Here is a 25677-nt window from a genome sequence, read left to right as displayed (position 1 = left end):
GCTAAGAATAATAAAAAGCGGCCAGTGTTTGTATTGACACTGGCCACTTAATAGGTTGATAATTTTGTTATACAGGGATCGTTATTAGCCCTAGTTGTATTGGATTTCTCACAGAAGGTCCATATTTACAGAGTTTTTTTCACACGCCCGATCAACCCGAACATCAGCGCTATTTATATTCAACTCAGGACTTGATAAAGCAGATATTTTGCCGTTAGGCTGTTTTGAATTTAAAAGGGTTTTCCACTTATTTTTATTTACTATTATATCAATGTCTGTATTTATGTTACAATTATTACTCTGTAATATCGTTAATACATTTGAATTTCCTTGCTTATTTACAACATTAGAAGAATTGTAAACCAATGTCTGATACCACATACTGTTTTCAAATTTTTCTGTCGTCATGACCCCGCCACCAAAAAGTTGTATAGGCCAACAGGAATCATCATTAGGGATAAGTATCCATCCTTTTGAGCTTAACAACACCAGATAATAACCTAAGTTGGCTGAAACATTTGATTTATAATATTTCATTGAGCTTATCTGCGAACCTAGTTCCTCACCACAATGCGAATTTGTTTCATTTAGCCAACTTGTTACTGCACTCACAACTTCCGCTTCAGATACCACATCAGCAGTTGCTGGGTTAGGGTATAAAAAAACAAAAGACATCAACAATAGACTAAGCGAGATTTTTCTTAAAAGCATGAACATACACCCCCATTAATTTTTATAATGCAAATCATCAATTAATTATCTACATATCTTCCAATAAACAAGATTGTCCTTGCCACGTTATCGATTATCAAGTATAAAAACGGATGATCTGCCCTGAACTCTTTTATATCAGTGGTCTTTCCAGGTGAGAGCACCACGCCCAATCTGACCTCGGTAACTGCCGTGGCCTTTGTATGTGTTTCTGTTGTTTCAATAACGGACTTGTGGAGCACTTCATCAATGTATAGTCCGCCATTAGACGCAGTTCCGATGTAGTTAAAATTCGCCCCTCTCTTAAAAGCCTGTTTGAGGCCTAACTTCATTAACTGTTTTTTTAACGGATATGCCTTTTCTGTCCGGAATTTTGGCAGATAGACGTTTACACGATATTCTTTAAAGCTTGCTAATATTTTTCTGAATTCGATATCGGAGATGTTATTTTCAAGTTTACCAAGCTTCTGATGCTCTCTGGGGAGTACTACGACCATAGAATATCGCCAATTTTTATACGGCAGAGATATTGCCTGAAAATCATCTGTTTCTGAATATGATATCGTTTTCTGTGAATACATCATATCTACTTGCTCCGTCATGGTTGGCGTGCAGTAAAAGGTCTTTTTCCGTGTGTTTATTTCCGGAAATGGTTCCATCCAAAATGCTTGAAAGTATACCGCATTAATAATACTCATCGCCCACGACATCTCGCTGCGTTCGTCAACTATTCCTTTGATTTTCCCCCTTGTCTTGTCTTCTATCCATTTATTGATCACTGAGGCTACATGTGCCCGTTTCCTAAAGTCAAGTTTCTTCACTTCACTTCCGTAGTCTCTTTTTATTTTTATGACATAGTTGGATAGTAAAGTAACGCTCCAATCAGCCCATATCCCGTTCGCGACATACAACTTTCCCGATTCTTTGGGGACTTTATTCACCATTTCAATGTAAGCCTTAAACCGTGTTCCTATATTGTCGTTATAGTGCAAAACTTTCTTCATCTCCTCACGGGTCTCGCCCGTCGCCCCCTCATAGGCCAAAGCAAGGGCCATTGAGATGCTAAGGGGCGAGAAAAAGATGCTGCCTTTTTCTTCCTTCGCGATCTCCTTATAGAGATCAAAGGCAAAGGCGTTTACCGATTTGCTTAGCTCCCGCGCGCGCAGGAGATCTTCGTTGGACGCGCCGTCAGCGGCGAACGCTGCGCCTGCCGATAAAGCCGTCAAACAAAATATGAGGATAGCGGGACCAATGTTCTTTAACATCTTTTACACCCTTTCAACCAAAGCAAAAACGACACCCAACCACCTAACCCACTCATGTATTTACACAACATGAAGATGGATTTTCGAGGCAGCTGGCTGTCGTTTACCCGCTAACGCCAATACGGGCCTTAGACCCTTTAGCTTTGCGCCGCCGTCTTTGGACGGTTTTGCCTTTGCTCTTTTTGATATCAAATACCCTCTATGGGCCGAACCATGTACAAAATACCATATCGCTTAAGGTTGAGGCCTCATAAATAGTATGCTTATAATATCTTTTATTTAAGTGATAAAATGTGTCTATTATTAATATACATACTATACTAATTTATTAGTGTGGTCAAGTTTTATTGTAATTAATATTATAATTTCTAAAAATATATCTATAACGCTCCCCTTTTAAATTTATTACCATGACAGGATATTTTCGTTCTGTTCCCTGCCGCAATACCGTCCCATTAAGAGAATAGCGCCGCTTCTGTTGTCAACGATGAAGTAAAGGTATGGGCTGAGCGGATAAAAATTGGGAATAACAACCATAATATTGCGTTAATATTTTTTGTACGCATTCTGACTTGCCTCCTTATATTTGTTATTATGTATTCTTTACTTAATACACTTCAAAGAACGGCTATTCTCCTACCCACTTCCCCATAAACATTATCGTATTTGTTCTGTTGTCGAGGATAAAAAAGAGAAATGGACGATCCGCGGTAAATTCAATCACGCGCCGTTTGCCAGGCGGAGGGAGTATTTTATTCATAATAATTACTGTGGTCGCCGCGGCTTCGCTTCCCTCTTCAGTCACCCCGGCAATGGCCTTATGTATTACCTTATCTATATACAGGCCGGGCATTCCCGTTATTCCCGAAAAATTCGCAGCACTGCTCAATGCCTTGTTCATGCCAATAGCGCGAAGACAATACGCCATTTGGTAATTTTCTTCTATCATGAATCTGGGAAGGCAAAGATTTACGTTTGCTATGTCATAACAGGACAGTATTTTTGACAATAACGCTTCCCCTAACTCTTTTTCTATCTTTTTCATGTACCGTATTTCTTTAGGCAAAATAGCAATCATGGCAAAAATGCCGTCTTTATATGGCATCGTCAGACTTTGAATTTTCTTGTCCTCGTAATATTTATAATTTCCCCGTGTCTTCATCATCGGGTATTCGACAACCTCTTTTTCCGACCTGTGGAACGGCATGGGAGCAGTACGCTCCTTTCTAAACCCACGCTGCCATTCCGCCTTGAAGTATGCCGCGTTTCCCAGCGCCAATCGGCATCCCTTCAAATCTCCAGGGACAACGATTTTCTTTATTTTTCCCTTAGTATTTCTATAGCACCAGAGGTTAATCGCCTCCGCCGCACCATGTGTATCGCTGTAATCGATCTTCGTGGCCTTGCTGTCATAGTATTTTTTTAAGGTGTCGACGTATTTCTCTCTAATGTTTAGATGAATGTCAAGCCAAGCGGCATTCGCCAATAAAAATTCTCCTGACTTTTTCGTGGTATTGTTTAAAACATCGAGATAGGCGCGAAACTGTTTGCCGACGTTGTCATCATAATGCAAAACCCGCCGCATCTCCTCACGGGTCTCTCCTGCCGCTCCCTCATAGGCCAAAGCAAGGGCCATTGAGATGCTGAGGGGCGAGAAGAAGATGCTGCCTTTTTCTTCCTTCGCGATCTCTTTATAAAGATCAAAGGCAAAGGCGTTTACCGATTTGCTTAGCTCCCGCGCGCGCAGGAGATCATCGTTAGACGCGCCGTCAGCGGCGAACGCCGCGCCTGCCGATAAAGCCGTCAAACAAAATATGAGGATAGCGGTACCAATGTTCTTTAACATCTTTACACCCTTTCAATCAAAGCAAAAACGACACCCAACCGCCTAACCCCTCCATGCATTTACACAGCATGAAGATGGATTTTCGAGGCAGCTGGCTGTCGTTTACCCGCTGATGCCAATACGGGCCTTAGACCCTTTAGCTTTGCGCCGCCGTCTTTGTCCGTTTATGAGCTGATAATACATATCCGCATAATGTCATTCAGGCTGACGATTTTATAATATAGTTTTTGTAATTCTTTCTGTTTATGTGAAAAATGTACAGGTTATTAGCTTCGATAATACTTTATTTCATCATGCCAGTCAATTGCTGCCATTAGCAAGAATCCGATTTTCCATATCGGCTTCATGACAAAAACAAAACCCTTCAATACGATTGGCAGGATATTTTGTGCTATAATAACATCTCTTTAACATGATAGCATACTGTTGATGGAGTGATGAGTTACATGAAATTCTATAAAGAGGCAAAAGCAAAGGAACTGTCGCAGAACACGCGCATATTCGCGGAGGTGAGAGAGATCATCGAGCGTGTCGGCAAGCATGGGGATATTGCCGTCGCCGACTATAACGTAAAATTCGGCGGCGCACCCGCGGCCTCCTTCCGCGTACCACAGAGCGAGCTGGAACGCGCCTACGATGAGATATCGCCAGAGCTGCGCGGCGCGATCGAGCGCGCGGCGGCGAACATCAAAAAATTCGCGGAGCTGCAAAGGGACTCCCTTTGGCCGCTCGGAGAGGTCGAGGTCGAGGAGGGCGTATTCCTCGGGCACTCGGTGATTCCCGTAGATTCCTGCTGCTGCTACGTCCCAGGCGGCAACCATCCGCTCTTCTCTACGGCGCTCATGCTCGTCATCCCCGCGAAGGCGGCGGGAGTGCCGCGCGTCTGCGCCGCCGTGCCGCCGATGCGGGGAAGCGTCCTGCCCCATCCCGCGACGCTCGCCGCCCTTAAGGCCGCAGGCGCGGACGAGGTCTACGCGGTGGGCGGCGCGCAGGCGATCGCCGCCTTCGCCTGCGGTACGGAGACGATCGCCCCCGTGGCGATGATCGTCGGCCCCGGCAACAAATATGTGACTGAGGCTAAGCGCCAGGTCTACGGCAAGGTCGGGATAGACTTCATCGCCGGTCCAAGCGAGGTGCTCGTCATCGCCGACGACAGCGCCTCGCCGACTGTCGCCGCCGCCGACATCCTCGCGCAGTCTGAACACGACTGCGACGCGGCGGGGATACTCGTCACCACCTCGGAACGGCTAGCGCGCGAGACGGAGGCCGAGGTGACGCGCCAGCTCGCAGATCTTGACACGGCGGAGACCGCCGCGAAGTCCTGGGAGGAGAACGGCAGGATAATCATCGCCGACTCCCTCGCAGAGGCGGCGGATATCGCCAACGAAATAGCGCCCGAACACCTTGAGGTCAACGTAAAAGAGCCCTTCGAACTGATGGGGCTGCTGCGCAACTACGGCTCGCTCTTTATCGGAGAGGGCTCCGCCGAGGTATTCGGGGACTATGTGGCGGGCACGAACCACACTCTCCCGACCATGGGCGCGGCACGCTATACCGGCGGCCTGTCGGTGATGAACTTCCTCAAGGTCTGCACCTTCCAGCACATCACCCCGCAGGGGGCCGCGAAGCTGGCCCCGGACGCCGAAACGATGGCGGCGGAGGAGGGGCTTACGGCCCACGCAAAGGCCGCGGCGGCGAGGATCAGGAAGATATAGGAGGCCGCCGCGTCGGCACACATCACACCGCCTCCTCTGCCATAGGCGGACACGGCGGCATTTTAAGAAAACAAAGACGCTCCGGCGGCGGCATAAGTTTCCAATTTGTGCCGCCGTCGGATTTCTTTGCTCGTAGGTCTTATCGCTTTAACATATTTTTCATAAGAAACACTTATCCATCGATATTACCGTATCTGTACGATATGCGGCTAGAACCCTTCCTACCGATGAAGCCCCTGTCAAAGCATTTGTTACGCTATATAACTATGGCTGTTCAACATACAACCCTTTATCGTAGGAACAAGTGTCATATTAAAATTATGGGACAGGCAATACTGCCCCTCTTTACGCAGCCTTAAAAGAACTCACCTTCGTTATCAACCGGAAGGCCCAGCCCTGGAGAAGGACGATCAGGAAAAAACCGGAGAGGAATCCGATGTTGGTGTAGCCGCCGGCGGGGGCCTTGAAGAGGTCGACGCAGACCCCCGTGCCCCACTGGAAGAGGATCACCATAAGATAGAGGAACATGTTTATCACGCCGACGGTGCCGCCGTTCTGGTTCAGCGGCACGAGAGCGCGCACCGCGTTGCCCATAAAGACGTAGCCGCAGCCGTTGAAGAAGCCGATCATAAATCCCGCCGCCCCAAAAAGCGCCGGAGATTTCGCAAAGATGGAGAGCAGGAGCCAAAGCACCCAGCTCGCCTGTGTCAGCAGGCAGACGGTGAAGAGACTCCGTTTTTCATCGCGGCACCGCTTGACGAGCCAGCCGCCGAAGGCGGGGCCGGCGACCATCCCGAAGCTTATCCAGGTCGCGCAGAGGTAGGCGGTATCCCGCGCCATCCCCGCTGAGCTCTGGAGCCAGGCAACCGCCCACAACCCCTGCAGCGCGGCACTGGCGGCGGCGGAGATGCCCCAGGTGTACATCACCACGCGCAGGGGGAATTTTCGCCAAATATTTTTCAGAACCTCCCAAAGTTCGCGAAAGACCGTCGCCGGATTTACGGCGCCCTCGCCGGGGCGCGGCTGCGGCTGCGGGTCGAGCCTGCGGAAATAGAGCAGCGAGGCGCCGAGCGCCGAGGCGAAGAGGCCGAGCAGGCAGAAGACGCCGCGCGAGCCGATCAGCTCCATCGCAAATCCCAGCGGCGCGACGGCGATGATCGTACCCGAATGGCCGACGACCATTGAAAGGCCGACGTAACCGCCGTAGTCTTTCTGCGGAAAGCTCACGGCGCAGTATGTGAGTATCCCGGTAAAGGCGCTCGAGAGGCCGAGGCCGCAGAGGGCGCGCCCCAGCCCGACGGCGAAGGCCGTGCCGGAAAACATCATTATAAAGGAGCCGCAGGCGGCGATGAGCAGCGCCGCGCCGCAGCAGCGAAAGGCCCCGCGCCGGTCGATGAGCACGCCCCATAGACCGAAGCTGAGGCCGTAGGTGTAAAAGAAGAGGCTCGATAGAAAGCCGATCGTCGAGGCGGAGAGCCCCAGCGATTCGCCGAGCGGAGGAAGCACCACCACCCCTGATATCCGCATCAGGTTGCTCAGCATAAAGCCAAGCAGCAGTACGACAAAAAAGAGGCGCTTCATCCGCGCGGCCCGGCGGCGCCTATTCGGCGCCGTTATTCTTCAGATATTCCTTCGCGGTGGCGAGGCAGCGGCGCGCGTGTTCCGTGTAGCCGTACTTCTCGACGCGCGCAAGGTGCGGCAGTTCTATGGAGAGCACCGTATCGGGACGCATCGCCTTCACCATATCGGCGATGTTTATCGCGCCCTCGCCAACATAATAGCGGGCGTCGCGTCCGGTGTAGATGAGCGCCTCTTTATCGTCGCGCGCGGGGATCTCCGCGGGGCCGTCGCAGATGTGGGCCATGTCGAAGAGCTCCTTCGGGCAGGCGGCGAGCTCGGCGACGGAGACCTTTGAACGCCAGGTGTGGAGCGTATCCACCATCAGGCGCGCGTTCGGGCGCTTCACCGTGTTGAGCAGCTCAAGCGCGCCGTCGAGATTCCATACGCTGGCCCAGGTGACAAATTCGAGATTCACCTTCAGCCCGTACTGCGCCGCGAGATCGCAGAGCGCCGCGAATTGTTCCGTATAATAGTCCTTGTTGTTGGTCCAGACGCTGCTGATGACGCCCTTCGCGCCCAGCGAGGCACCGGACTCAAAGGCCTGCTCGTAGCTCTTCACGTCGACGCCGTCGACGACGCGCGCAAGCTCTATGTCGTGTATCGCGATCCCCGTCTCATCGATAGCCTCTTTAAGCGCCTTGTAACGCTCGCCGCCGATGGGGATGCTGAAATCCCGCTCGCCCTTGACGCCCATGTTGATGTTGCGGATGCTGATATAATCGTAGCCGATGAGGGCGGCGTTGTAGGCCATCTCCACGGGAGACCAGCCGAGAACGGTAAGATGCGCTAATGAATACTTATGTGCCATAATTTTTTCCTCCTACAATATTTATATTTCGTATAACGGAAAACATTACCATTTATTAGGAACAGCTACACAATAATTATTCTTAGGGCTTTTGTCAAGTATTTTTATAATTTCAAAAGGAAATAATATTTTCCAATATACGGAATTAAATACTACTTGACAGAATATAATTTAAAGGGTAAAGTTGCAGCATCAGATGAATTTAACGTAAGAGTTATAGAGATTTCTATTTATATGGACGGGAGTGTTATTAAAAATGTCAATGAACTGGCCGGAAAAGGTGATATTCTGCGAAGTCGGGCCGCGCGACGGCCTTCAGAACGAAAAAACGCTGCTCTCCGTAGAGCAGAAGGCGGCGCTCATCGAGGGCGCGGCGGATGCGGGCGTACCGATCATCGAGGTCGGCTCCTTCGTCCACCCGAAGGCAGTGCCGCAGATGGCGGACACCGACGAAGTGGCGAAGAAGATCCGCCGCCTGCCGGGCGTCGAGTACCGCTGCCTCGTAGCCAATAAAAAGGGCGTGGAGCGCGCGCTCGCCTCCGGCATCACAAAGGTGAAGCTCACTCTCTCCGCCAGCGAGTCGCACGCGCGGGCAAACATGAAAAAATCCATCGCGGAGCTGCTCGAGGGCTTCAAAGAGTGCACGGCCTTCGCGCACGAAAACGGCGCGGCGGTCTCAGGCGCGATATCGACCGCCTTCGGCTGTCCCTTCGAGGGAAAGATCCCCGTCGCAAAGCTCGTTGAGATAACGGAAAAATTCATGGAGCTCGGCATAACGGAGCTCTCGATGTCCGACACCACCGGCATGGCCAACCCGCGTCAGGTGTATGACACCGCCTCTTTCATGCGCGAAAAATTCCCTGCGGTACGCTGGTTCCTCCACTTCCACAATACGCGCGGCATGGCGCTAGCCAACATGGTGGCGGGACTTAACGCGGGCATCATCCGCTATGACGCCTCTCTCGCGGGACTCGGAGGCTGCCCCTTCGCCCCCGGCGCCTCCGGCAACGTCGCCTCCGAGGATATGCTCCACATGCTCAGAGAGATGGGTATCGAGACCGGCATTGACCTCGACAGGATGATCGCGCTCGCCCGGCAGCTCCAGCAGTGGGTCGGCCACTGCACGGACAGCTCGGTGCTGCGCGCGGGCAAGAACTCCGATCTCATAAGCCGCACCGAGGCAAAAAAGCAGTAAACGACATACACAGAGAAAGACTCTCCCTCTTTCTTGATTTTGCTGCACAAAACTCTCCTCTGTGGGTGCCGCGCCTTCTGGCGCGGCCCTTTACTTTATCCCGGGAATCAGCCGGAGAGGCGCCGCCGTCTTTCATCCGCCGCACATTCACAAATTTCCCGCCGTGTTTACAAAAAGCGCGGCAAATGAGTTATCATTATAAAATAACAACAAGATATTTGACCTTCGGGAGGAATTAAGATGGCGGAACCCTTTTCATTCAAATACCAACTCAGTACTATGGCGAAAGAGAGACTTGACCCGTCGGAGATAGGCGTCATGATAAAGCTCAGCATCGAGCATAAAGCCATTTCGCTCACGGCCGGCGAACCGTCGGCGGACATATATCCCGTCGAGGAGCTGAAAAGGGCCTTCGGCACGATCTTTGAAGACCCCTCGCTGCTCGCCTACGCGAAGGAGGACTTTGGCCTCACGGAGCTGCGGGAGTGGATAACGGAGCGTATGCGGTCCGACGGCATGATCCCCGACTGGGTGACGAGCAGGAATATCCTGCTGACCAACGGCGCGGGCGAGGCGATCGAGCTCGTCGCGGAGACGCTCATCGACCCGGGCTGCACCGTGCTCGTCGAGGCCCCGACCTTCACCGAAACGCTGCTCACCTTCCGCAAGCAGGGCGCTAACTGCGTAGGCGTGCCTGCCGACGACGACGGCATCATCCCCGAAGAGTTTGAAAAGCTCCTGCGGTCGCGCAGCGTCCGCTTCCTTTATACGATACCAAACTTCCAGAATCCGAGCGGACGCACCTCGCCGCTGGCACGCCGCAAAGAGATACTGGCCATCGCCGCCAAGTACGACATCCCGATATTTGAGGACGACCCGTACCATTATCTGAGCTACGACGAAGAGGCTCCCGCGACATACCTCAGCCTTGCCGGCGACGACCGCCGCGTGCTGCACAGCAACAGCTTTTCCAAGCTAGTCGCCCCCGGAATGCGCTGCGGCTGGCTGGTGGTGCCCGACGCGATAATACCGCACCTCAACGCCTTCCGCATCAGCGCCGGCCTTACGCGCCCCGCGATACTCCAGCTCGGCCTTTACAATTACCTGAGTTCGGTTGATTTCGGCGAGCGCGTCGGCTTCCTGCGCGACACCTACAGGGTGCGCCGCGACGGTATGGTAAAGGCGATAGAGAAGCACCTCAAACCGCTCGGAATAAAGACGAACTACCCGAAGGGCGGCTTCTTTCTCTGGGGAGAGGCGCAGGGGATCGAGGACATGACCGCCTTCGCGCGCTTCGCGGTGGAAAAGAAGAAGGTCGGCATCATCCCGGGAAGCGCCTTCTATACAATCGACGAGGCGAAGAACGGCCGCGGCGCCTTCCGCATCTCCTTCGCGAAGGTAGACCCGCAGACGGCGGAAGAGGGAATAAAGAGGCTCGCGGAGGCCTTCAAAGAGTACCGCTAGGCTGGGAGTACAGGCAGCCGCAGATTTAGGATAAACGCCCTGTCCAAACGGACAGGGCGTTTATGCTGCGGTTCAGGCCGCGCGGTGGTTTTATGCCGCTCCGCGCCGGGTATTACCTGTTTTTCATTTTTTCCAGTAATCTCAGCGCCGTGGGGCTTTTGCCGAGACCGCCGAAGGTACAGCGCAGCTCAAGCGGCAGTTTAAGACCGACGTCGTACATCGCGGCGATGGTTTCGTCGAGCGGGATCACCTTGTCGTAGCCGGCGAGCGCCATGTTCGCCGAGGCGACGGCGTTCGAGCCGCCCATGACGTTCTTGCCGAGGCAGGGGACCTCCACGCGGTTCGCCACTGGGTCGCAGGCGAGGCCGGTAATATTCTGCAGCGCCATCGAGGCGGCGTCGGCGCACCGCTCCGCGCTGCCGCCCATGAGCTGCACAAGTCCCGCCGCCGCCATGCCGGAACCCGCGCCGCACTCGACCTGACAGCCGCCCACCTCGGCGGCGAATGTCGCGCCCTCCGCGATGAAGATGCCGACAAGCCCCGCCGCCAGCATCGCGCGCGTGATCTCCTCTCTTGACTTGCCCAGCGCGAGGCCCGCGCCGAGCAGCGTCCCCGGCAGGCAGCCGCAGGAACCGGCGGTCGGCGCCGCGACGACGACGCCCATCGCGCTTTTCGTCTCCATGATCGCCGTGACCGACTTTATGACGTTGTTGAGGATGTCGCAGGGGATCAGCGCGCCCTCTTTGCACGCCGCTTCGATCAGATAGGCCTGGGGGCCGAGTATCCGGTCGGCGTACTCCGTACCGGCAAGCCCCTCTTTAAGGGCTCCCTCCATGATCGAGACCAGTCCGCGCATCTTTTCCAGCACATCTTCTTTCGCGGTGCCGCCGCGCGCGGCTTCGTACTCCGCCGCCAGCTCCCACATCGCAAGCCCCCGACCCTCGTTATAGGCGAGCATCTCCCCCGCGGTCGAGAAGGGTACGGCGCAGTTCGCGCGCGAAAGCGTCGGCAGCATCGGCGCTATCAGCACAAAATCCAGCGCCCCGTGTTCGGCGGCGGCAACGCGCAGCGCCTCCGGCTCCGGGGCCTTTGAATATTTCAGCGAGAGCAGCGACCCGCCGCCGCCCTCCAGAGCCTGCGCGAAATCCGGAGCGGAATCCGCGACGGCCCGCGAGGACTTCATCGCCGCCGCGCCGCCGTGGGGAAACTTCACCAGCACCTCGTAAAAGTCGCCGCAGAGCGAAATGTCGAAACCGTCATAGCGCCGCATCTCGATCATACCGCCGCCGACTGAGACCCCCTCCCACAGATGATGTTCGCCGCCGCGGCCCCATACCTCTATGCGGTAGTTGTTGGGGTGTTCCGCGCCATAGTCGAGAATCCTGAATTCGATCTCCACACCGGCTTCCTCCGCGAGCCGCGCGTAACGATCCACATCCGGCTCCGTTATCTCCTTGCCCAGCATGCCGCAGACAAAGCCCATATCCGTGCCGTGCCCGTCATGCGAGGCGGCGAGCGAGCCGTTCACATCAAAGTCGACGACGGCGCGCATCGGCGCGCCGCCGACGGACTGCCGCACAACGGCGGCGATCCGCGCCGCCCCCGCGACATGAGAACTGGAAGGACCGCGCATTACGGGCCCGATGACGTCGTTAAAGATACTTGCAGGCATTCTGTCCATCACAGTATCAGCTCCTATTGATTTTTATTTTTGCCGTTATTGATCTTCATCTATGGCAAGCCCGCTCTGCAGGCGCGTTAAGAACGTCTCCGCCGCACGTGAGAATACCTGATATTTTTTCCAGGCGATGACAAGGCCAGCCGTAACTTTCGGTTCAAGCGGGCGAAAGCAGAGCCCACCGCGCCCAAAGACGTTGATAAGGCCATCGATGCAGAGGGCGGCGCCCATCCCCTCCTCAACCATCAGCGAGACGTTATAGACGAGGTTATAGGTGGCGGCGATGTTCAGCTTCCGGAAATCGCGGCCAAGCCAGCCCGACATATCGTTATTGAGCAGTACCTGCCTCGGGCAGAGAAGGGGAATACCCTCAAGGTCGCGGGGAGCGATGCTCTCACGGGCGGCGAGCGGATCGTCCTTTCGCAGCAGCAGCCCCCACAGATCATCATCCGGCAGTTTAAAATGATCATACTTCTCCAGATTTGCCATCCCGATGAAGAGGGCGAAATCAAGCAGCCCCTTATCCAGCCGCTCCGCGATATCTCCCTCGTTGCCGCTGAAGAGGTGGAAGCTGACGTCGGGATAGTCGTCGCGCATCAGCTTCGCGGCCCGTACAATAAAACGCATCTTCTCCGTCTCGCCGCAGCCGATGAAGATGTCTCCGCTTATCACCTCGTCCGAAGCGCTTATCTCGCCCTCCGTCTTCTCCAGCAGGGAGACGATCTCCTCCGCCCGCTTCCTCAGCAGCATACCCTCGTCAGTCAGCGTGATCCTGCGGCTGCCGCGGATCAGCAGCTGCTTTCCAAGGTCCGTCTCAAGCTCCTTGATCTGGCGCGAGAGCGTCGGCTGCGTCACGTGCATGGATTCCGCCGCTTTCGTAATATTTCCCTCGCGGGCGATCGCGAGAAAATACTGCAATACTCTAAGGTCCATCACCACACCTGCCTCTCATCCAGCAATGGATATATTTTACTATGCCTTACACGTATGGCAATAGATTTATTATAAGTATTTGATATATTCATAACCCCCTCATATAATTTGGGACAAGGAGGTGAAATGGTGAGAGAAAGAGAAAAAGAGGCTGTCAGACAGAATCTGAGAGACGCTGGCTGCCCTTCGGAGGCTATCGAAAAATATATGCTGCTGGGCGAGGAGGATAAGGCTGCGGAACAGGCGGCGCTCCTTGCGGGACACCGGGCCGCGCTGCTTCTTGCCCTGCACGAGAGCCAGAGGAAGATCGACTGCCTTGATTTCCTGACATTCAAAATGACTAAAGCCGCCAAGAAGCGGTAAAAAAATCAAAGTGCAGCACAAAGCAAAAAACAATAAAGGCTGAAAGCCAAAACCTGAAAGGAGAAAAAGTTATGAAAATGATCGGATTGATAATGATAATAACGGCGGCGCTCGCAATGACGGCCATGGCCGGGACGGCCCACGCGGCGGATATGTCGGACGGCGCGGACAACTTCTACAAGAGCGGCAGGGTGACGGCGGAGAAGGTCGTCTTTAAGAACCTCTACAGGATGGATGTCGCGGGCAGCCTCTTCACCCCCAAGAATATGAGCCGGGGCGCGAAGTATCCCGCGATCGTCGTCGGCCACCCGATGGGAGCGGTCAAAGAACAGAGCGCGAACCTCTACGCCCAGAAGATGGCGGAGCGCGGCTTCGTCACACTGGCGATAGACCTCTCCTTCTGGGGCGAGAGCGCGGGAGAGCCGCGCAACGCCGTCCTGCCCGACGTCTACGCCGATGATTTCAGCGCCGCGGTGGACTTCCTCAGCACAAGGCCCTTCGTGGACGCGAAGAGGATCGGCGCCATCGGTATCTGCGGCAGCGGTAGCTTCGCCGTCAGCGCCGCTAAGATCGATCCGCGCATAAGGGCCGTATCGACCGTCAGCATGTATAACATGGGAGCGGCGAACCGCAGCGGCCTAAACCATTCACAGACAGTCGAACAAAGAAAGAAGATCCTCGAAGAGGCGGCGCGGCAGCGTCTGCTGGAATTCACCGGCGGCGAGATGAGGTACACCGGCGGCACGGTGCATGAGATCACCGAAAAGTCCAACCCCATCGAGCGTGAGTTCTATGACTTCTACCGCACGGAGAGAGGCGAATTCACCCCCGCCGGTTCCTCAAAGGAGCTCACTACGCACCCGACTTTAACCAGCAACGTCAAGTTCATGAACTTCTATCCCTTCGAGGATATCGAAACGATCTCGCCGCGCCCGATGCTCTTCATCACGGGATCGGAGGCCCATTCCCGGGAATTCAGCGAGGACGCCTACCGGCGCGCCGCGGAGCCGAAGGAGCTCTACATCGTCCCGAAGGCCGGACACGCTGATCTCTACGACCGCGTGAAGCTGATTCCCTTCGATAAACTTGAATCCTTCTTTAAGCAATCCCTGAAGTAAGAGACCGCTGTTTTTCAAAGAACGAAAGCCCCGGCGCCGCAGATATTATGCGGTACCGGGACAATTTTTATTTCATTCCTAAGCGGCGGCGTTAAAGCTCCGTACCTATCCCGGCTTTGAGCGCCTTCTCATAGACCTTATGCGCGATGACGATATCGAGCGTCGCGAAGCCCACCGTCTTCATCAGCGTTATCTCTTTTTTATCGCTGCGGCCCGCGACGCGTCCCAGCAGCAGATCGCCGAGCTCGCCCGCGATCATCTCCTCCGAGAAACGCCCTTCCGACATAGGGATGAGGAACTCTCCCGCCTCGCTCATCACAGCCTCGCGGTTATCGATAAAGATCCTGTCGGCGCGCCTCACAATATACTCGTCAAGTTCGCGCTTATGCGGCAGGAAGGTGCCGACGGCGTTTATGTGCGCCCCCGGCTTCACACAGCGTCCGTCAAAGACGGGCTGCGGACTGGTGGTCACCGTGGTGATAATATCGGCGTCCGTAACGGCTTCCTGCGGGCTTCCGGCGGAGACGAGCCGCGTGCCGAACTTCGAGGCGCACTCCTCCATGCGGCTGATAAAGTCCGCGACCCTCTCGGCCGTCATGTCAAAGACGCGCACCTCCTTCAGCGGCCTTGCCGTCAGCACCGCCTCAAGCTGCGAGGCGGCCTGTCCGCCGGTTCCGAAGAGCGCGCCGCGCTCGGCATCCTCATTAGACAAAAGCTCCGTGGCAAGCCCGGAGACGGCGCCGGTGCGCATGCGCGTCAGCTCGGTACCGTCAAGCATCGCGTTGACGACACCCGTCTCGGGATCGGCCAGCAGCACAGTCGCCGAAACGGCGGACATCCCCCTCTTATAATTTTCCGTGTATGTCGAGACGATCTTGATCCCCGCCCGCGGATACTTTTTTATCAGCGCGGGCATAAAAGAGGTTATGCCGTCATTTACGACGTCAAAATTCGTCCGCACGGGAACCTCCGCCAGCCCCTCCGCCTGAATCATAAAGGCCTCGCGGTCCGACTCAATGGCCTCCCTCATCGAGAAGATCTCTCTTATCTCTTTGGCGTTCAAATATAACATATAATTCGCCCTCTCTATTTTACTTATCAGATATCTGCTAACAACTATACTCCATCAACCAACAATTTTTGTCAAGCGCTACCTTCATTGGCACGGATAATTTATAATAAAGGCGGTCTCACTACAGATTAATGTCGCGCGCAGTTGACTGAGTATATTTTATCCAGAGGTGATCGGTGATGGAACTAAGAAGGGAAAACACGCTCTCTCAACTCGTTTTGGACAGCATACAAAACTCGATCAGGGACGGAGAGTTTAAACCGGGAGAACTGCTCCCCTCCGAGCGGGAGATGTCGGAACGGTACGGCGTGGGAAAATCGAGCATTCGCGAGGCGATCAAAATGCTCCAGGTGCTGGGGGTAGTAGAATCGGCCCAGGGCAAAGGCACCTATCTGAAAGAATCCATCGGCCCGCAGATACTGCGTCCGCTGCTCCTCGATATGATGCTCCAGCGGTCGAGCGCCGAAGAGCTCTATGAATTCCGCCTGATGTTTGAGCAGGCCTATATGTCGCTCGCCGCCGCAAAGGCAACGGATGAGAAAAAGGCGGCGGCGCGGCGCGCGCTCGACGAATACCGCGAGCTCCAGCTCTCACACAAGTCGGAGGCGGGAGAGGCCGACCGGACCTTCCACAGCATCATGCTTGAGGCGACCGGCAACCAATTTATCATTAAGATGGGCAGAATGATAATGGAGCTCTGCCGCCCCTACATCAGCAAGAGCAGCGAGGTGCTCGACAGTACGGTGATGGAAAACCACGAGAAGCTGCTTGATATATTTTGCACCGGCAATACCGAGGGGCTAGCGGAGGCCGTGGAGAAATCGCTGATCGTTTTCCGCCATACGCTGGACACCGACATGGGGAATCCCAGCTGACGAAAAATTGCCGCCCGCTCCGGTCTTCGCAGCGCAGCGGCACCATTTTTATTTTTCCATGCTGTGTTAAAAACCTGAGCCGCAGTCTCCGGGACGACAGGAGACCCGCCGCCTAAAATATTGCGTTACCGGCTCCGCAGCACTTCGAGATTGTGCTTGTATTCCGGCACCGCCTCCCAGACGGCGCTTCCCAGTTCGCAGGGGAAGTCGGGACAGAAGCCGCAGTGGGGGATATGGCTCGCGAGGGCACATTCGCGGATGGCGCACTCGGCGCAGCTGACGCTCTTTTCGCCCGGCTCAAGGCAGCCGGTACAGCGCAGGCGCGAGGGCAGGATAAAGGAACCGTGTCCGGCGCTCTCCTGCGCGGCGGCGATCTTCGCAAGCGCCGCGTTGTCCCGTCTGGCGGTGGCTCGGCGCGCCTCACAGGCGTCGCAGTCCACACCGCAGCAGCCGATGTTCGCCATCTATGCGATCTCCGCCGAGGGCGAGGCGGCGCTGATGACGCCGCTCGCGCGCACCGTACAGCCGATGGCCTCGAGCTCTTTCGCCAAAGCGGCAAGCCCCTCCCCTATGGTGCGCCATTCTGTCTCAAAGGCGCAGTCTACAAGGAAGAGCGCCTCCTCCGTAGCATCGTCGACGCAGGCGTCGCGCGTGTCGCGGTAGTTCCAGAGCCAGCAGCAGACCTTTTCGCCGTCGGCGTAGACTATCTGCGGCGGCGCGCATTCGACGACGCTGTCACCAGCGCCGAGCGGGTAGAATTTTTCGCCCTCACGGACATAGCGCAGCACCATATCGCCGCGCAGCTTTGTCATGTCGTGCGCCCCCATAGGCAGCAGGTTCAGCGCGGACACACAGTCATAGCAGTCGACGACGTCCGATACGCTCCACATGTCGCCCTTAAATATGCGGCGCAGCAGCGCCTCCAGCGAACAGCGGTATTTGCTCGGCTTGACTCCCATCTTCGAATAGGTCTCGCGCCAGCGGCGCACGTCTGGATGGAGCGTCAGCGTGTCGGCGGAGATCCCGATATCGTTGAGACTCGCCGCGAGTCCCCTCTTCATCTCCGATACATAGGGCGATCCCGAACTGTTCGTTATCCGCGCGCGAAGCCAGCCGATCTTCGCGTCGGGAAAATCCTCAATGATCTCTTTATCGATGGAAAGTTTCATTCTTTTCTCCTCCAAGTCTCCTGCATACGGTTGCCGCGAGCCAGCCCACGGCCCATCCCGCAGCGGTGCCGGCGGCGAAGAGCGGCAGCATATAGAGTGCCACCCTCGCGTCTTTCACGATATATGATACCACGGCGAGCTGCCCCGCGTTAAAGGCCCAGGCTCCCGCAACGCTGATCCACGGCAAAGAGAAATCCGCGCGGAATTTCCCGTATATGAACGCCATCACCGCGACGGCGGGAAGCGCGCCGCCCAGGCTGCATAGAAACGAAAAGACGTTTCCCGTAACGAGCCAGGCGAGCGCCACGCGCAGCAGCGTCACGGCAAAGGCCTCTTTCGTTCCGAGCAGGACGAGCGCCGTCAGCGCGAATACGTTCGCCGCGCCGAGCTTTATGCCTGGCAGCGGCATCGGCAGCATCCCCTCCGCAACGTTAACGACGAGCGCGCAGGCCGTGAACAGCCCCGTCAGCACGATCCGGCGCGTATCCATCGCCATCACCAGCTCACCCCGTCCACCTGCCGGTCCGCGCCCTTGATTCTCACCACGAGGCGGTGCGGCAGACATACCGTGCCGGCGCCCGCGCGTCGGATCCAGCCATGGCGCACACAGGCCCCGTCCGGACAGTCGGCGGATACGACGGCGATACGCCCCCGCTCGGCGCGAATGATGTTGAAGCCGCGCGCCGTCCCCGCGGAATCCACCTTTATCTCCCGCGGCGGTCCAGTCAGCGGCAGCGTCTCGACGACCCTGCCGTCAAGCACGATCTCCGCCTCAAGCGGGCGGCCTTCGTTATATTGGCGCTGCTGCTGGATGAGCGCGCCCGCGATCAGCATCGCGGCCCCCGCCATCGTGACGGCGGCCATCCAGCGGTCGCCGCGTTTCATGGAGATTCGCCCCCGATCGTATCTACGGTGAAATTTTTATCGGTCAGCCGGAATATCTTCCGCGCCTCGGGGGTGACAAGCACCTTGTCCTCCGAGGCAAGCACGAAAACCGCCGCCAGGCCGCCATTTTTTTCAAGAAATTTTTCCGCCTTCACACGCCCCATGACGAAGAGCGCCGTACAGAGCGCGTCGGCCAGCGCCGAATCGCGGTCGATTATTGAGACGGAATCAAAGTCGGACTTTGCAGGATACCCCGTCGCGGGGTCAAAAATATGATGGTAGCACACCCCGTCCTGTTCAAAAAAACGCTCGTAGGGGCCGGAGGTTACGACGGAGCGGTCGGAGACCTCCACCACGCCGAAGTATTCGCCGCGCGGCTTATGCGGATGCTGAAGCCCCAGCCGCCAGGGGCGTCCCTCCGGTGAATCGCCGACAAGGTCCAGGTTGCCCCCAAGGTCTATCACCGCCCGCTTCACACCGTCGGCGGCAAGCCTCTCCTTCAGGATGTCGGCGACGTGACCTTTCGCGATCGCGCCGAGGTCGAGCCACAGACCAGGGGGCGTCTTGATGTAACACTCCCCGCCGTTCTCCCTCACCGTCACCTCTTTATAGCCTTTGGAGCGAAGCGCCGCCCTTATCTCAGCCGGCTTCGGCACGCGCGCGCCGGGAGTGCCGATCCCCCAGAGGCGTACTATACGGCCGATGGCCGGGTCAAAGGCGCCGTCCGTCAGAGCCGCTATCGCAAGCGACCGCTTTACAAGCGCCGCCGTCTCGGGAGTGACCTTTACCCATTCTCCGCCCGCGCCGTTGAGACGCGAAATATCCGAGGAGGCGATATTTACCGAAAACAGCCCCTCAAGGCGGACGATCTCCCCGTCCATTGCGGCGAGCTCGCCTTCGAAAAAATTCTTATCTTCGCCAAGAAGCCGCAGCTTTACATACGTGCCGAGGCGGAAATTTTCCCCCGAGACCTCGTGAGGCTTCCCTATGGGCCATCTGCCGGAGAAGACGCAGAGCGCTCCAACTGCCAGCAGCACCGCCGCGATAATACCGCTCTTTTTCATGGCTCCGCCTCCCTCTCCCCCAATGTCCGCTGTGTAAACGTCTCTAAATTATATTACAACAAAGGGCCGCGGGGCGGTTCCTCTTAAGGAATCGCCCCGCGGCTTTAGAGAATCTATATTGAACGTATGGGAAGAAGATTTAGTGAAATTCCATCTTCCATCCGTTACGGGCTGTTGAAACACCTGAAAGGGACGGCCTTTCCGTCCTACCTTACCAGTGCCGGGAGCGAAGGCCCCCTCAAGGGCATTCTTCCCAAAACTTCGTTCCCCTCTCTTTATGTTACAGATGATACCAGCATCCCCGCGCCCGCGCGTGGTGGAAATACGAGATATTAAAAGAGGTAATTTATACGAATAAAAAGATATTCTAAAGATAACACGGCGGCAAAAAGATATCCATCCGCGCGGACAAAGGCCTGAGCCTCAGATAAGACAGACCGGCGCGCCCGACGCGTTTTCAGTGAATATAAAAGAGCGGGAGACCGCCTCCCGCTCTTCTTGTGTTCATTAATTCGTCTCTCTTACCTTAATCAGAGACGCCGTCGTCGGTGTTGCCGATAAACTTCATCTTCGCCTCGAGTATCCGGTGGTTCTGCACCTCAAGCACCTTTATCTCCCAGGGGCCGTAGCCGATGACCTGGCCCTTTGAGGGGAAGTTGCCCGTTATCTCGAGGATCATGCCCGCGAGCGTGTCCACATCCTCAAAGATCGTATCAAAGGGGTAGCCGAGCGCCTCCGCGAGGTCCTCAAGGTTTACCTGCCCCTGCACGATATAGGTGTTTTCACCGGCGTTCATTATCTCCGGCGTCTCCTTGTCATATTCGTCCTGTATGTCGCCGACGATCTCCTCTATGAGGTCCTCCAGCGTGACCAGCCCCGCCGTGCCGCCATATTCGTCGACGACGATCGCGAGATGCTTGCGCGATTTCTTCATGATGTCGAGCGTCTCATCCGTCTTCATCGTCTCTGGGACATAGAGCGGCTTGCGCATCAGCTTCTCTATTGAAATCTGCTTGTCACCGTGCGAAAGCGGGCCGAGCAGGTCCTTCGCGTAGAGGATACCGACGATATCGTCAATATCTTCTTTATATACGGGAATACGCGAGTGTCCGCTTTCAAGAAATATCTTGACCGCATCCTCGACGCTGTCCTTCTCGTCGATCGCGTACATATCCGTGCGTGGCGCCATCACCTCGGAGACTCTCGTATCCTCGAAGGCGATGACTCCGTGTATCATCTTGCGTTCGTCCTCTTCCAGAGCGCCCGCCGCGCTGCCCTCGCTCACGATATGGTCTATCTCTTCACGCGATATCAGAGCGCTGTATGAGACGAGGTCCATTCCGATAAGCTTGCCTATTAGCTTCAGGATGACCTGCAAAAAGGCCAGTACCGGCGTCAGGACAAAATTAAAGGCGCGCAGAAAGGGAAGGCAGAATAAAAGAACTGCCTCCTTTTTCGCTATTGCGACGTTTTTAGGAAGTATTTCACAGAAAATCACTATCAGCACGGTCATGATAACAACTGCGACCGCTGGACCGGCGATGCCGAAGAGCGAAATAGCCACCGACGTGGCCACGGCTGAGGCCCCGATGTTAACGAGGTTGTTTCCGATAAGAGTTACGTTGATTGCTTTTGCTACGTTGTCTGCAAGCCAGAGAAAACCCTTTTTGCGGTGCGGGTAGTCATCGGCCAATGCCAACAGTTTTCCTTTGCCTGCTGCCGTAATCGAGGTTTCGGTCATTGAAAAGTACATCGAGAAACCCATCAGTACGACGAGCAGGATAATACTGCCTGCTATGTCAGAACTCAACAAATATCATCCTCCTGATATTACAGCGCCACCGTACGGGGCGATATGGTTTAGCATATCATATTATACTTAAGTTGGCACTAATTCCGCCGACGATTCGGCCCAAACATACCGAAAAATCAGCGACATGGCCGACCGCCGGCAAGAGCTGTTGTGAAAATTCCGCGCGCAGCATATCGAAGACACCGGCACTCCGTACCGGAGCCTCGTCAAACGTTTTCTCTTTTTGCGTAAGGTTGGAATCAGCTGTTGCTGAGAGGTACCCTCATCTCACCAGTCAGGTATTTTTCTGTAAAAGTCTCGCCGGGTATCGGTTTTGAGAAATAAAACCCCTGAGCATAGTCACAGCCAATATCCTGCAGGAAATGCACATGTTCCTCGCGCTCGACGCCCTCACAGATGATCTCCAACCCCATCGTGTGAGCGAGGTCCACGGCGCAGATAACTATCCCCCGCATATTTTCATGTCCATCCATCTCTTTCAAAAACTCCCTGTCCAGCTTGATTATCTGGATTGGAAGCTTGCCTATCATATTGAGGTTTGAGTAACCGGCCCCAAAGTCATCCATTGAGATGCGGAACCCCTCGTCTTTAAGACGTTCCAGCATCAGCAGCACCGGATAGGGCAGCTCGTTGAAGGCGCTCTCGGTGACCTCAATCTCTATACGTCGGCTCGGCACGCCGAACCGATTGATAATTTCCAAAAGCGTGCTGTGAAATGTCTGCTGGCAGAGGGTGACGCGTGAGAAGTTGACCGAAATAGAGAAGAATTCATTTCCCCTGTCCAGCTGGCCGCGCAGATAGGCGCAGGCCTTTTTCAGCATGTAGAAGTCAAGGTCGGCGATCGAGCCGTTCTTCTCAAAGAGCGGGATATAAGAATCCGGCGGTATGATACCAACTTCGGGGATATCCCACCTTACCAGCGCCTCTGCGCCAGCCACCTCCATCGTAGCCAGGTCTATCTTCGGCTGCAGATACATTTTGAACTCTTCCATCTCAAGCGCATACTGCATGCGCTTTTTATATTCGTTTTCCATCTGTATCTTTTTCAGCAGCCGCTCGTCGTACCAGACAAAGGCCTCTCCCTCGATGGATTTGGCTATCTTGTGCGCTGTGTTGGCCTTATCCATGATTGTGTTGATAAGTTCGCCGTTCCTCTCTATACGATAGGCTCCATAGTTGAATATAGCTCCGAACAATTCAAGGAAGGTGTGCTTCCGCACCACATCCCTCAGCATCATTTTCAGCTCGTCGACATCTATATCCCCCTGCTCGAAGAGAATCACAAATTCATCAGCGTCGATGCGTGCGCATATCCGGCCGCTCCTGCGCGCCGATATCGCCGCGGCGACGCTGTGCAGCAGCTTGTCGCCCTTATCATATCCGTAGGAATCGTTGATCGATTTAAAATTCTTTATATCAAATTCTACGATCGTATATTTATTTTCCAGATTACGGCTCAGAAGTTTTCCCGCGGCCACCTCAAAACCCGTCCTGCTCAGCAGTCCCGTCAGGCTGTCCGTATAGATGCTCTCGTCCAAAGCCTTCTGGTTCCGCCGGTTGACGATGAAAAAGACGGTTATTGACAGAAGCAGGCTGAAAATATAGAAGATAAGGAAACATTTCAGTTTATTATCGGAGCTCTCTTCCGCCGAAGAGACCATGCGGTCGGCCATCTCAAAATGCCGCTGGCTGAGGTCGTACAGCCTTTTTTCTGAGCCGCTGCCGGAATTGAGATGAACGATCTCTTTTTTCATATCTTCCCAGACCAGCTTCAACTCTGCAAGCAGCCGCTGGTATTTCTCGTTGGAATTTTTCATAAGCCGGTAGGGCCCTTTGCCGGTCTGAAGGTTATCGATGATACCATCCAAAGTCTCGATCAGTTTGTCGTCGGAATGGCCGTTAAGCTCTTCTTTTACGAGTTTCTGCGTCGCTCCGCGCACGATGCCGCTGTAGTTGATCACGCGCGCGTCGCCGGCGTTCTGCCACATCAGAGCCAATAAGACAAAGATTGCGACCAGCCACATTCCAGTATACAGCTGAAAGTCACGTTTTCTTCTTTTCATCCAGGAGGCCTCGGCTTTCCTCAATATTGTATTTACAGCAATTCAGCTCTGATATACCCGCAAGGGGTAAAAGCCGAGATTTTCAGTATGGAAAAGATGACGTTATATCTATAAATCGGCCTAGTACTTACATAGAGGCGATCTTCTATATTTTAACGTATCTCTTTTTATCTACGCGCCGTTACTTTTCTTCTCCGACAACTATAACGAAAAACATCGTACCATTTCTGTAATGTCCGTTATTCTAGCACTCGTCCAGATACAAAGCAACACACCTGTTTTCGCTTACAGAGAGAACAAGGTATAATAAAGCATTGGGGGGATTTTTTTGCGCGGAGCCGTCATACTATCTCAGACTATATACCGGACTATCAAAGAAAAAATAGAATGCGGCCTCTATCCCGTCGGATCGCCTATCCCCTCCTGCGCGGAATTATGCAAAATGTACCGTATCTCCGAAAAGACGGCGCGGCGAGTGGTAGAGATACTGGAAAAAGAGAAGTTCATCGAAACTTCGAGAGGCAAACGGCCAAGGGTGATCTTTAAGCGACGCGAAGCGGAGAAGAGCGGGAGCACAGCGGAGAGGCCCGACTACGAGGTTATCCGCGATATTTCCCTATCCGCGCGCGTTTTTTACTATCCGCTGCTGAGATATGGTTTATCTCTCTGTACACAAGAGGACTTTGACGAACTTGAAACACGCCTCAGCTGTATAAACGAAATGACTCCGGCCTGCGAGCTGCCGGGAATGCTGAGACACTTTTGGCGCTTTTTCGTCTCCAAGATCGGCAACGCCATGATCCTGCGCTGTATCGACAGCATCGGATACCTGGAGCTGGTACCTATGCCGTACGACATTGAATTTGAGCAATTCTACCGCGAATATCTGTTCGACATCTTATCAAAGATGCGCCGCGGCTCCTTTGATCCACAGGAGGAATTGGACATACAGAGAATATTCCTTCGCGGCGAAGGGCTGCCGCCAATGAGATGCGCATCGACTCCCGCCTCACTCGGATGGCCGCACTCTATCTCCGCAAACATACGAAAAGACGACGCAAAGATATCTGCCGTTTACATGGACATCATCGGCCGGATAGTATCCGGCGAATATAAACAGGGCGATATACTTCCCAGCCATGCGGCGCTCTGCAAAGAATATAGCGTCTCACACGACTCGACCTCCCGCGCCATCAGGTATCTGCGCGAATTAAAGGTCATACGCTCCGAGAGGCGAAAATCTGTCGTTGCCCTCTCCGCGGCGGAAATTCCACTGGTCTGGAGCAAACTGGATATTAAGATCATCTGTCGGAGCTTCAGATCTTTCATCGACGCGCTGGAGACGGTATCGCTGACCATCGAGGACGCCGCCTTACTCTCTGCAGGCGATACCCCTGCGGCGGAGGCCGCCGCCCTGCGCGGCGCCATCGGCGATGGTCTGCGCGGAGGAGAGCTGACGTCATTCTGCGCCACGAAAGAGCTGCTGGAAATGATCGTCTCCCATATCCCCTACCGGACGCTGCGGGAAATATATCTGGCTTTGAAAAAATACACGCCATTTGACCGCGTCGTTCCCGGCCTGCTGCGCAATGGGAGAGAGGAGGCCGTGCGCGCCATTTACCAAAAGGCATATGGCGCCGCCAACGCCCTCGCGTCGGGAGAAAATAAATACTTTGCGGAACTGTCGGCTAAGGCATTCCAGATGTCAGCTGGAGAAGTGCTCGCATACTGTAAAGATATGGGATACCTCGAAGCGACCATGAAGGTTTACGACGGTACGATCTTTCTGAAATAGGCTTCGCACCATCCTATCAACTATTCATATTAAAGAGGCAAAACCTCTGATTGCCGCCTGGGCAGACGCATGAAAATCAGCGCCCGCGCCCGTGCTGCCGGATGACGTCATTTTATCGTTTTCGCAGCCTTCGCCATAAATTACCTTAAAGACATTAAGAAAATTCCTGCGGCCTCCCTTTTGTAAATATTCGCCGCTGCCTGCCGCTGCCGTGCGAACGCGAAA

The 25677-nt window shown here is 54.7% G+C and carries 22 protein-coding genes and 1 riboswitch; of the genes, 7 read left to right on the top strand and 15 right to left on the bottom strand.

The genetic code is table 11. The features are described 5' to 3' along the window. Nucleotides 1-108: 108 nt before the first annotated feature. The 3 genes from BED41_RS16305 to BED41_RS01705 form a co-directional block, all read right to left on the bottom strand. Nucleotides 109-711 carry a hypothetical protein gene (locus tag BED41_RS16305; RefSeq protein WP_168160210.1) on the bottom strand — a complete coding sequence of 201 codons (603 nt, stop codon included), beginning with the start codon at nucleotides 709-711 and terminating at the stop codon, nucleotides 109-111. 41 nt (nucleotides 712-752) lie between these two features. Beyond that, a complete protein-coding gene (locus BED41_RS01710) occupies nucleotides 753-1976 on the bottom strand; it encodes a serpin family protein (protein WP_066742281.1) in 1224 nt (407 codons plus the stop codon). Nucleotides 1977-2060: 84 nt separating this feature from the next. Continuing rightward, nucleotides 2061-2158: riboswitch (cyclic di-GMP riboswitch) on the bottom strand. 446 nt (nucleotides 2159-2604) lie between these two features. Further along, nucleotides 2605-3822, bottom strand: coding sequence for a serpin family protein (locus BED41_RS01705; protein ID WP_066742278.1), 1218 nt, complete (start codon nucleotides 3820-3822; stop codon nucleotides 2605-2607). 446 nt (nucleotides 3823-4268) lie between these two features. On the opposite strand from BED41_RS01705, the gene hisD reads away from it, so the two are divergent. Next, nucleotides 4269-5537 (top strand): histidinol dehydrogenase, encoded by a 1269-nt coding sequence (hisD, locus tag BED41_RS01700; protein ID WP_066742275.1) that lies wholly within the window; start codon nucleotides 4269-4271, stop codon nucleotides 5535-5537. Nucleotides 5538-5882: 345 nt separating this feature from the next. On the opposite strand, the gene BED41_RS01695 is transcribed toward hisD, so the two are convergent. Both BED41_RS01695 and BED41_RS01690 read right to left on the bottom strand, forming a co-directional pair. Next, a complete protein-coding gene (locus BED41_RS01695) occupies nucleotides 5883-7118 on the bottom strand; it encodes an MFS transporter (RefSeq protein WP_066742272.1) in 1236 nt (411 codons plus the stop codon). Between the two features lie 19 nt (nucleotides 7119-7137). Next, entirely contained in the window at nucleotides 7138-7965 is an 828-nt protein-coding gene (locus BED41_RS01690) for a sugar phosphate isomerase/epimerase family protein (protein WP_066742269.1), read from the bottom strand. Between the two features lie 256 nt (nucleotides 7966-8221). Here BED41_RS01690 and BED41_RS01685 point away from each other — a divergent pair, with 256 nt between their 5' ends. Together BED41_RS01685 and BED41_RS01680 are read left to right on the top strand one after the other, a co-directional pair. After that, entirely contained in the window at nucleotides 8222-9160 is a 939-nt protein-coding gene (locus tag BED41_RS01685; protein ID WP_084002185.1) for a hydroxymethylglutaryl-CoA lyase, read from the top strand. A 240-nt stretch (nucleotides 9161-9400) separates the two neighbouring features. Continuing rightward, the gene (locus tag BED41_RS01680; protein ID WP_066742266.1) at nucleotides 9401-10624 is read left to right on the top strand and encodes an aminotransferase-like domain-containing protein; all 1224 of its coding nucleotides are present in this window, start codon (nucleotides 9401-9403) and stop codon (nucleotides 10622-10624) included. 112 nt (nucleotides 10625-10736) lie between these two features. Here the strand turns inward: BED41_RS01680 and BED41_RS01675 are convergent, their stop codons facing one another. Together BED41_RS01675 and BED41_RS01670 are read right to left on the bottom strand one after the other, a co-directional pair. Further along, nucleotides 10737-12305 carry an L-serine ammonia-lyase, iron-sulfur-dependent, subunit alpha gene (locus BED41_RS01675; RefSeq protein ID WP_066742264.1) on the bottom strand — a complete coding sequence of 523 codons (1569 nt, stop codon included), beginning with the start codon at nucleotides 12303-12305 and terminating at the stop codon, nucleotides 10737-10739. Nucleotides 12306-12341: 36 nt separating this feature from the next. Further along, nucleotides 12342-13235 (bottom strand): LysR family transcriptional regulator, encoded by an 894-nt coding sequence (locus BED41_RS01670; protein ID WP_066742262.1) that lies wholly within the window; start codon nucleotides 13233-13235, stop codon nucleotides 12342-12344. 126 nt (nucleotides 13236-13361) lie between these two features. Between BED41_RS01670 and BED41_RS01665 the strand changes: the two genes are divergently transcribed. Then, the gene (locus tag BED41_RS01665; protein ID WP_066742261.1) at nucleotides 13362-13598 is read left to right on the top strand and encodes a hypothetical protein; all 237 of its coding nucleotides are present in this window, start codon (nucleotides 13362-13364) and stop codon (nucleotides 13596-13598) included. Nucleotides 13599-13669: 71 nt separating this feature from the next. Further along, entirely contained in the window at nucleotides 13670-14716 is a 1047-nt protein-coding gene (locus tag BED41_RS01660; protein WP_066742259.1) for an alpha/beta hydrolase, read from the top strand. A 91-nt stretch (nucleotides 14717-14807) separates the two neighbouring features. Here BED41_RS01660 and BED41_RS01655 read toward each other — a convergent pair whose 3' ends face one another. Beyond that, entirely contained in the window at nucleotides 14808-15788 is a 981-nt protein-coding gene (locus BED41_RS01655; protein WP_066742256.1) for an ornithine cyclodeaminase family protein, read from the bottom strand. A gap of 179 nt (nucleotides 15789-15967) precedes the next feature. Here BED41_RS01655 and BED41_RS01650 point away from each other — a divergent pair, with 179 nt between their 5' ends. Continuing rightward, nucleotides 15968-16663, top strand: coding sequence for a FadR/GntR family transcriptional regulator (locus tag BED41_RS01650; protein ID WP_066742252.1), 696 nt, complete (start codon nucleotides 15968-15970; stop codon nucleotides 16661-16663). Between the two features lie 125 nt (nucleotides 16664-16788). On the opposite strand, the gene BED41_RS01645 is transcribed toward BED41_RS01650, so the two are convergent. The 7 genes from BED41_RS01645 to BED41_RS01615 all read right to left on the bottom strand — a co-directional run bounded on the left by BED41_RS01645 (nucleotide 16789) and on the right by BED41_RS01615 (nucleotide 23657). Then, entirely contained in the window at nucleotides 16789-17127 is a 339-nt protein-coding gene (locus BED41_RS01645; protein ID WP_066742250.1) for a DUF3795 domain-containing protein, read from the bottom strand. Further along, on the bottom strand, nucleotides 17128-17832 hold the full coding sequence (locus BED41_RS01640; protein ID WP_066742248.1) for a B3/B4 domain-containing protein: 705 nt from the start codon (nucleotides 17830-17832) through the stop codon (nucleotides 17128-17130). It lies immediately after the preceding gene. After that, on the bottom strand, nucleotides 17813-18328 hold the full coding sequence (locus BED41_RS01635; RefSeq protein WP_066742246.1) for a Gx transporter family protein: 516 nt from the start codon (nucleotides 18326-18328) through the stop codon (nucleotides 17813-17815). Before BED41_RS01635 ends, BED41_RS01640 begins: the two co-directional genes overlap by 20 nt. Then, nucleotides 18328-18717: a NusG domain II-containing protein gene (locus tag BED41_RS01630; RefSeq protein WP_066742244.1), complete on the bottom strand. Its 390-nt coding sequence runs from the start codon at nucleotides 18715-18717 to the stop codon at nucleotides 18328-18330. Before BED41_RS01630 ends, BED41_RS01635 begins: the two co-directional genes overlap by 1 nt. After that, nucleotides 18714-19781 carry an FAD:protein FMN transferase gene (locus BED41_RS01625; protein ID WP_066742242.1) on the bottom strand — a complete coding sequence of 356 codons (1068 nt, stop codon included), beginning with the start codon at nucleotides 19779-19781 and terminating at the stop codon, nucleotides 18714-18716. Before BED41_RS01625 ends, BED41_RS01630 begins: the two co-directional genes overlap by 4 nt. A gap of 526 nt (nucleotides 19782-20307) precedes the next feature. After that, complete coding sequence (locus BED41_RS01620; RefSeq protein WP_066742238.1) at nucleotides 20308-21591, bottom strand: hemolysin family protein; 1284 nt, start codon at nucleotides 21589-21591, stop codon at nucleotides 20308-20310. Nucleotides 21592-21833: 242 nt separating this feature from the next. Continuing rightward, the gene (locus BED41_RS01615; RefSeq protein WP_066742235.1) at nucleotides 21834-23657 is read right to left on the bottom strand and encodes a putative bifunctional diguanylate cyclase/phosphodiesterase; all 1824 of its coding nucleotides are present in this window, start codon (nucleotides 23655-23657) and stop codon (nucleotides 21834-21836) included. Nucleotides 23658-23985: 328 nt separating this feature from the next. Here BED41_RS01615 and BED41_RS01610 point away from each other — a divergent pair, with 328 nt between their 5' ends. Further along, entirely contained in the window at nucleotides 23986-25452 is a 1467-nt protein-coding gene (locus BED41_RS01610; RefSeq protein WP_066742232.1) for a GntR family transcriptional regulator, read from the top strand. The last annotated feature ends 225 nt before the right edge of the window (nucleotides 25453-25677 follow it).

The sequence above is a fragment of the Cloacibacillus porcorum genome (genome assembly GCF_001701045.1).
In the GTDB taxonomy this organism is placed as follows: domain Bacteria; phylum Synergistota; class Synergistia; order Synergistales; family Synergistaceae; genus Cloacibacillus; species Cloacibacillus porcorum.
Note: the sequence above shows the minus strand (reverse complement) of the source record. Positions and strands in the feature narration are given on the sequence as shown.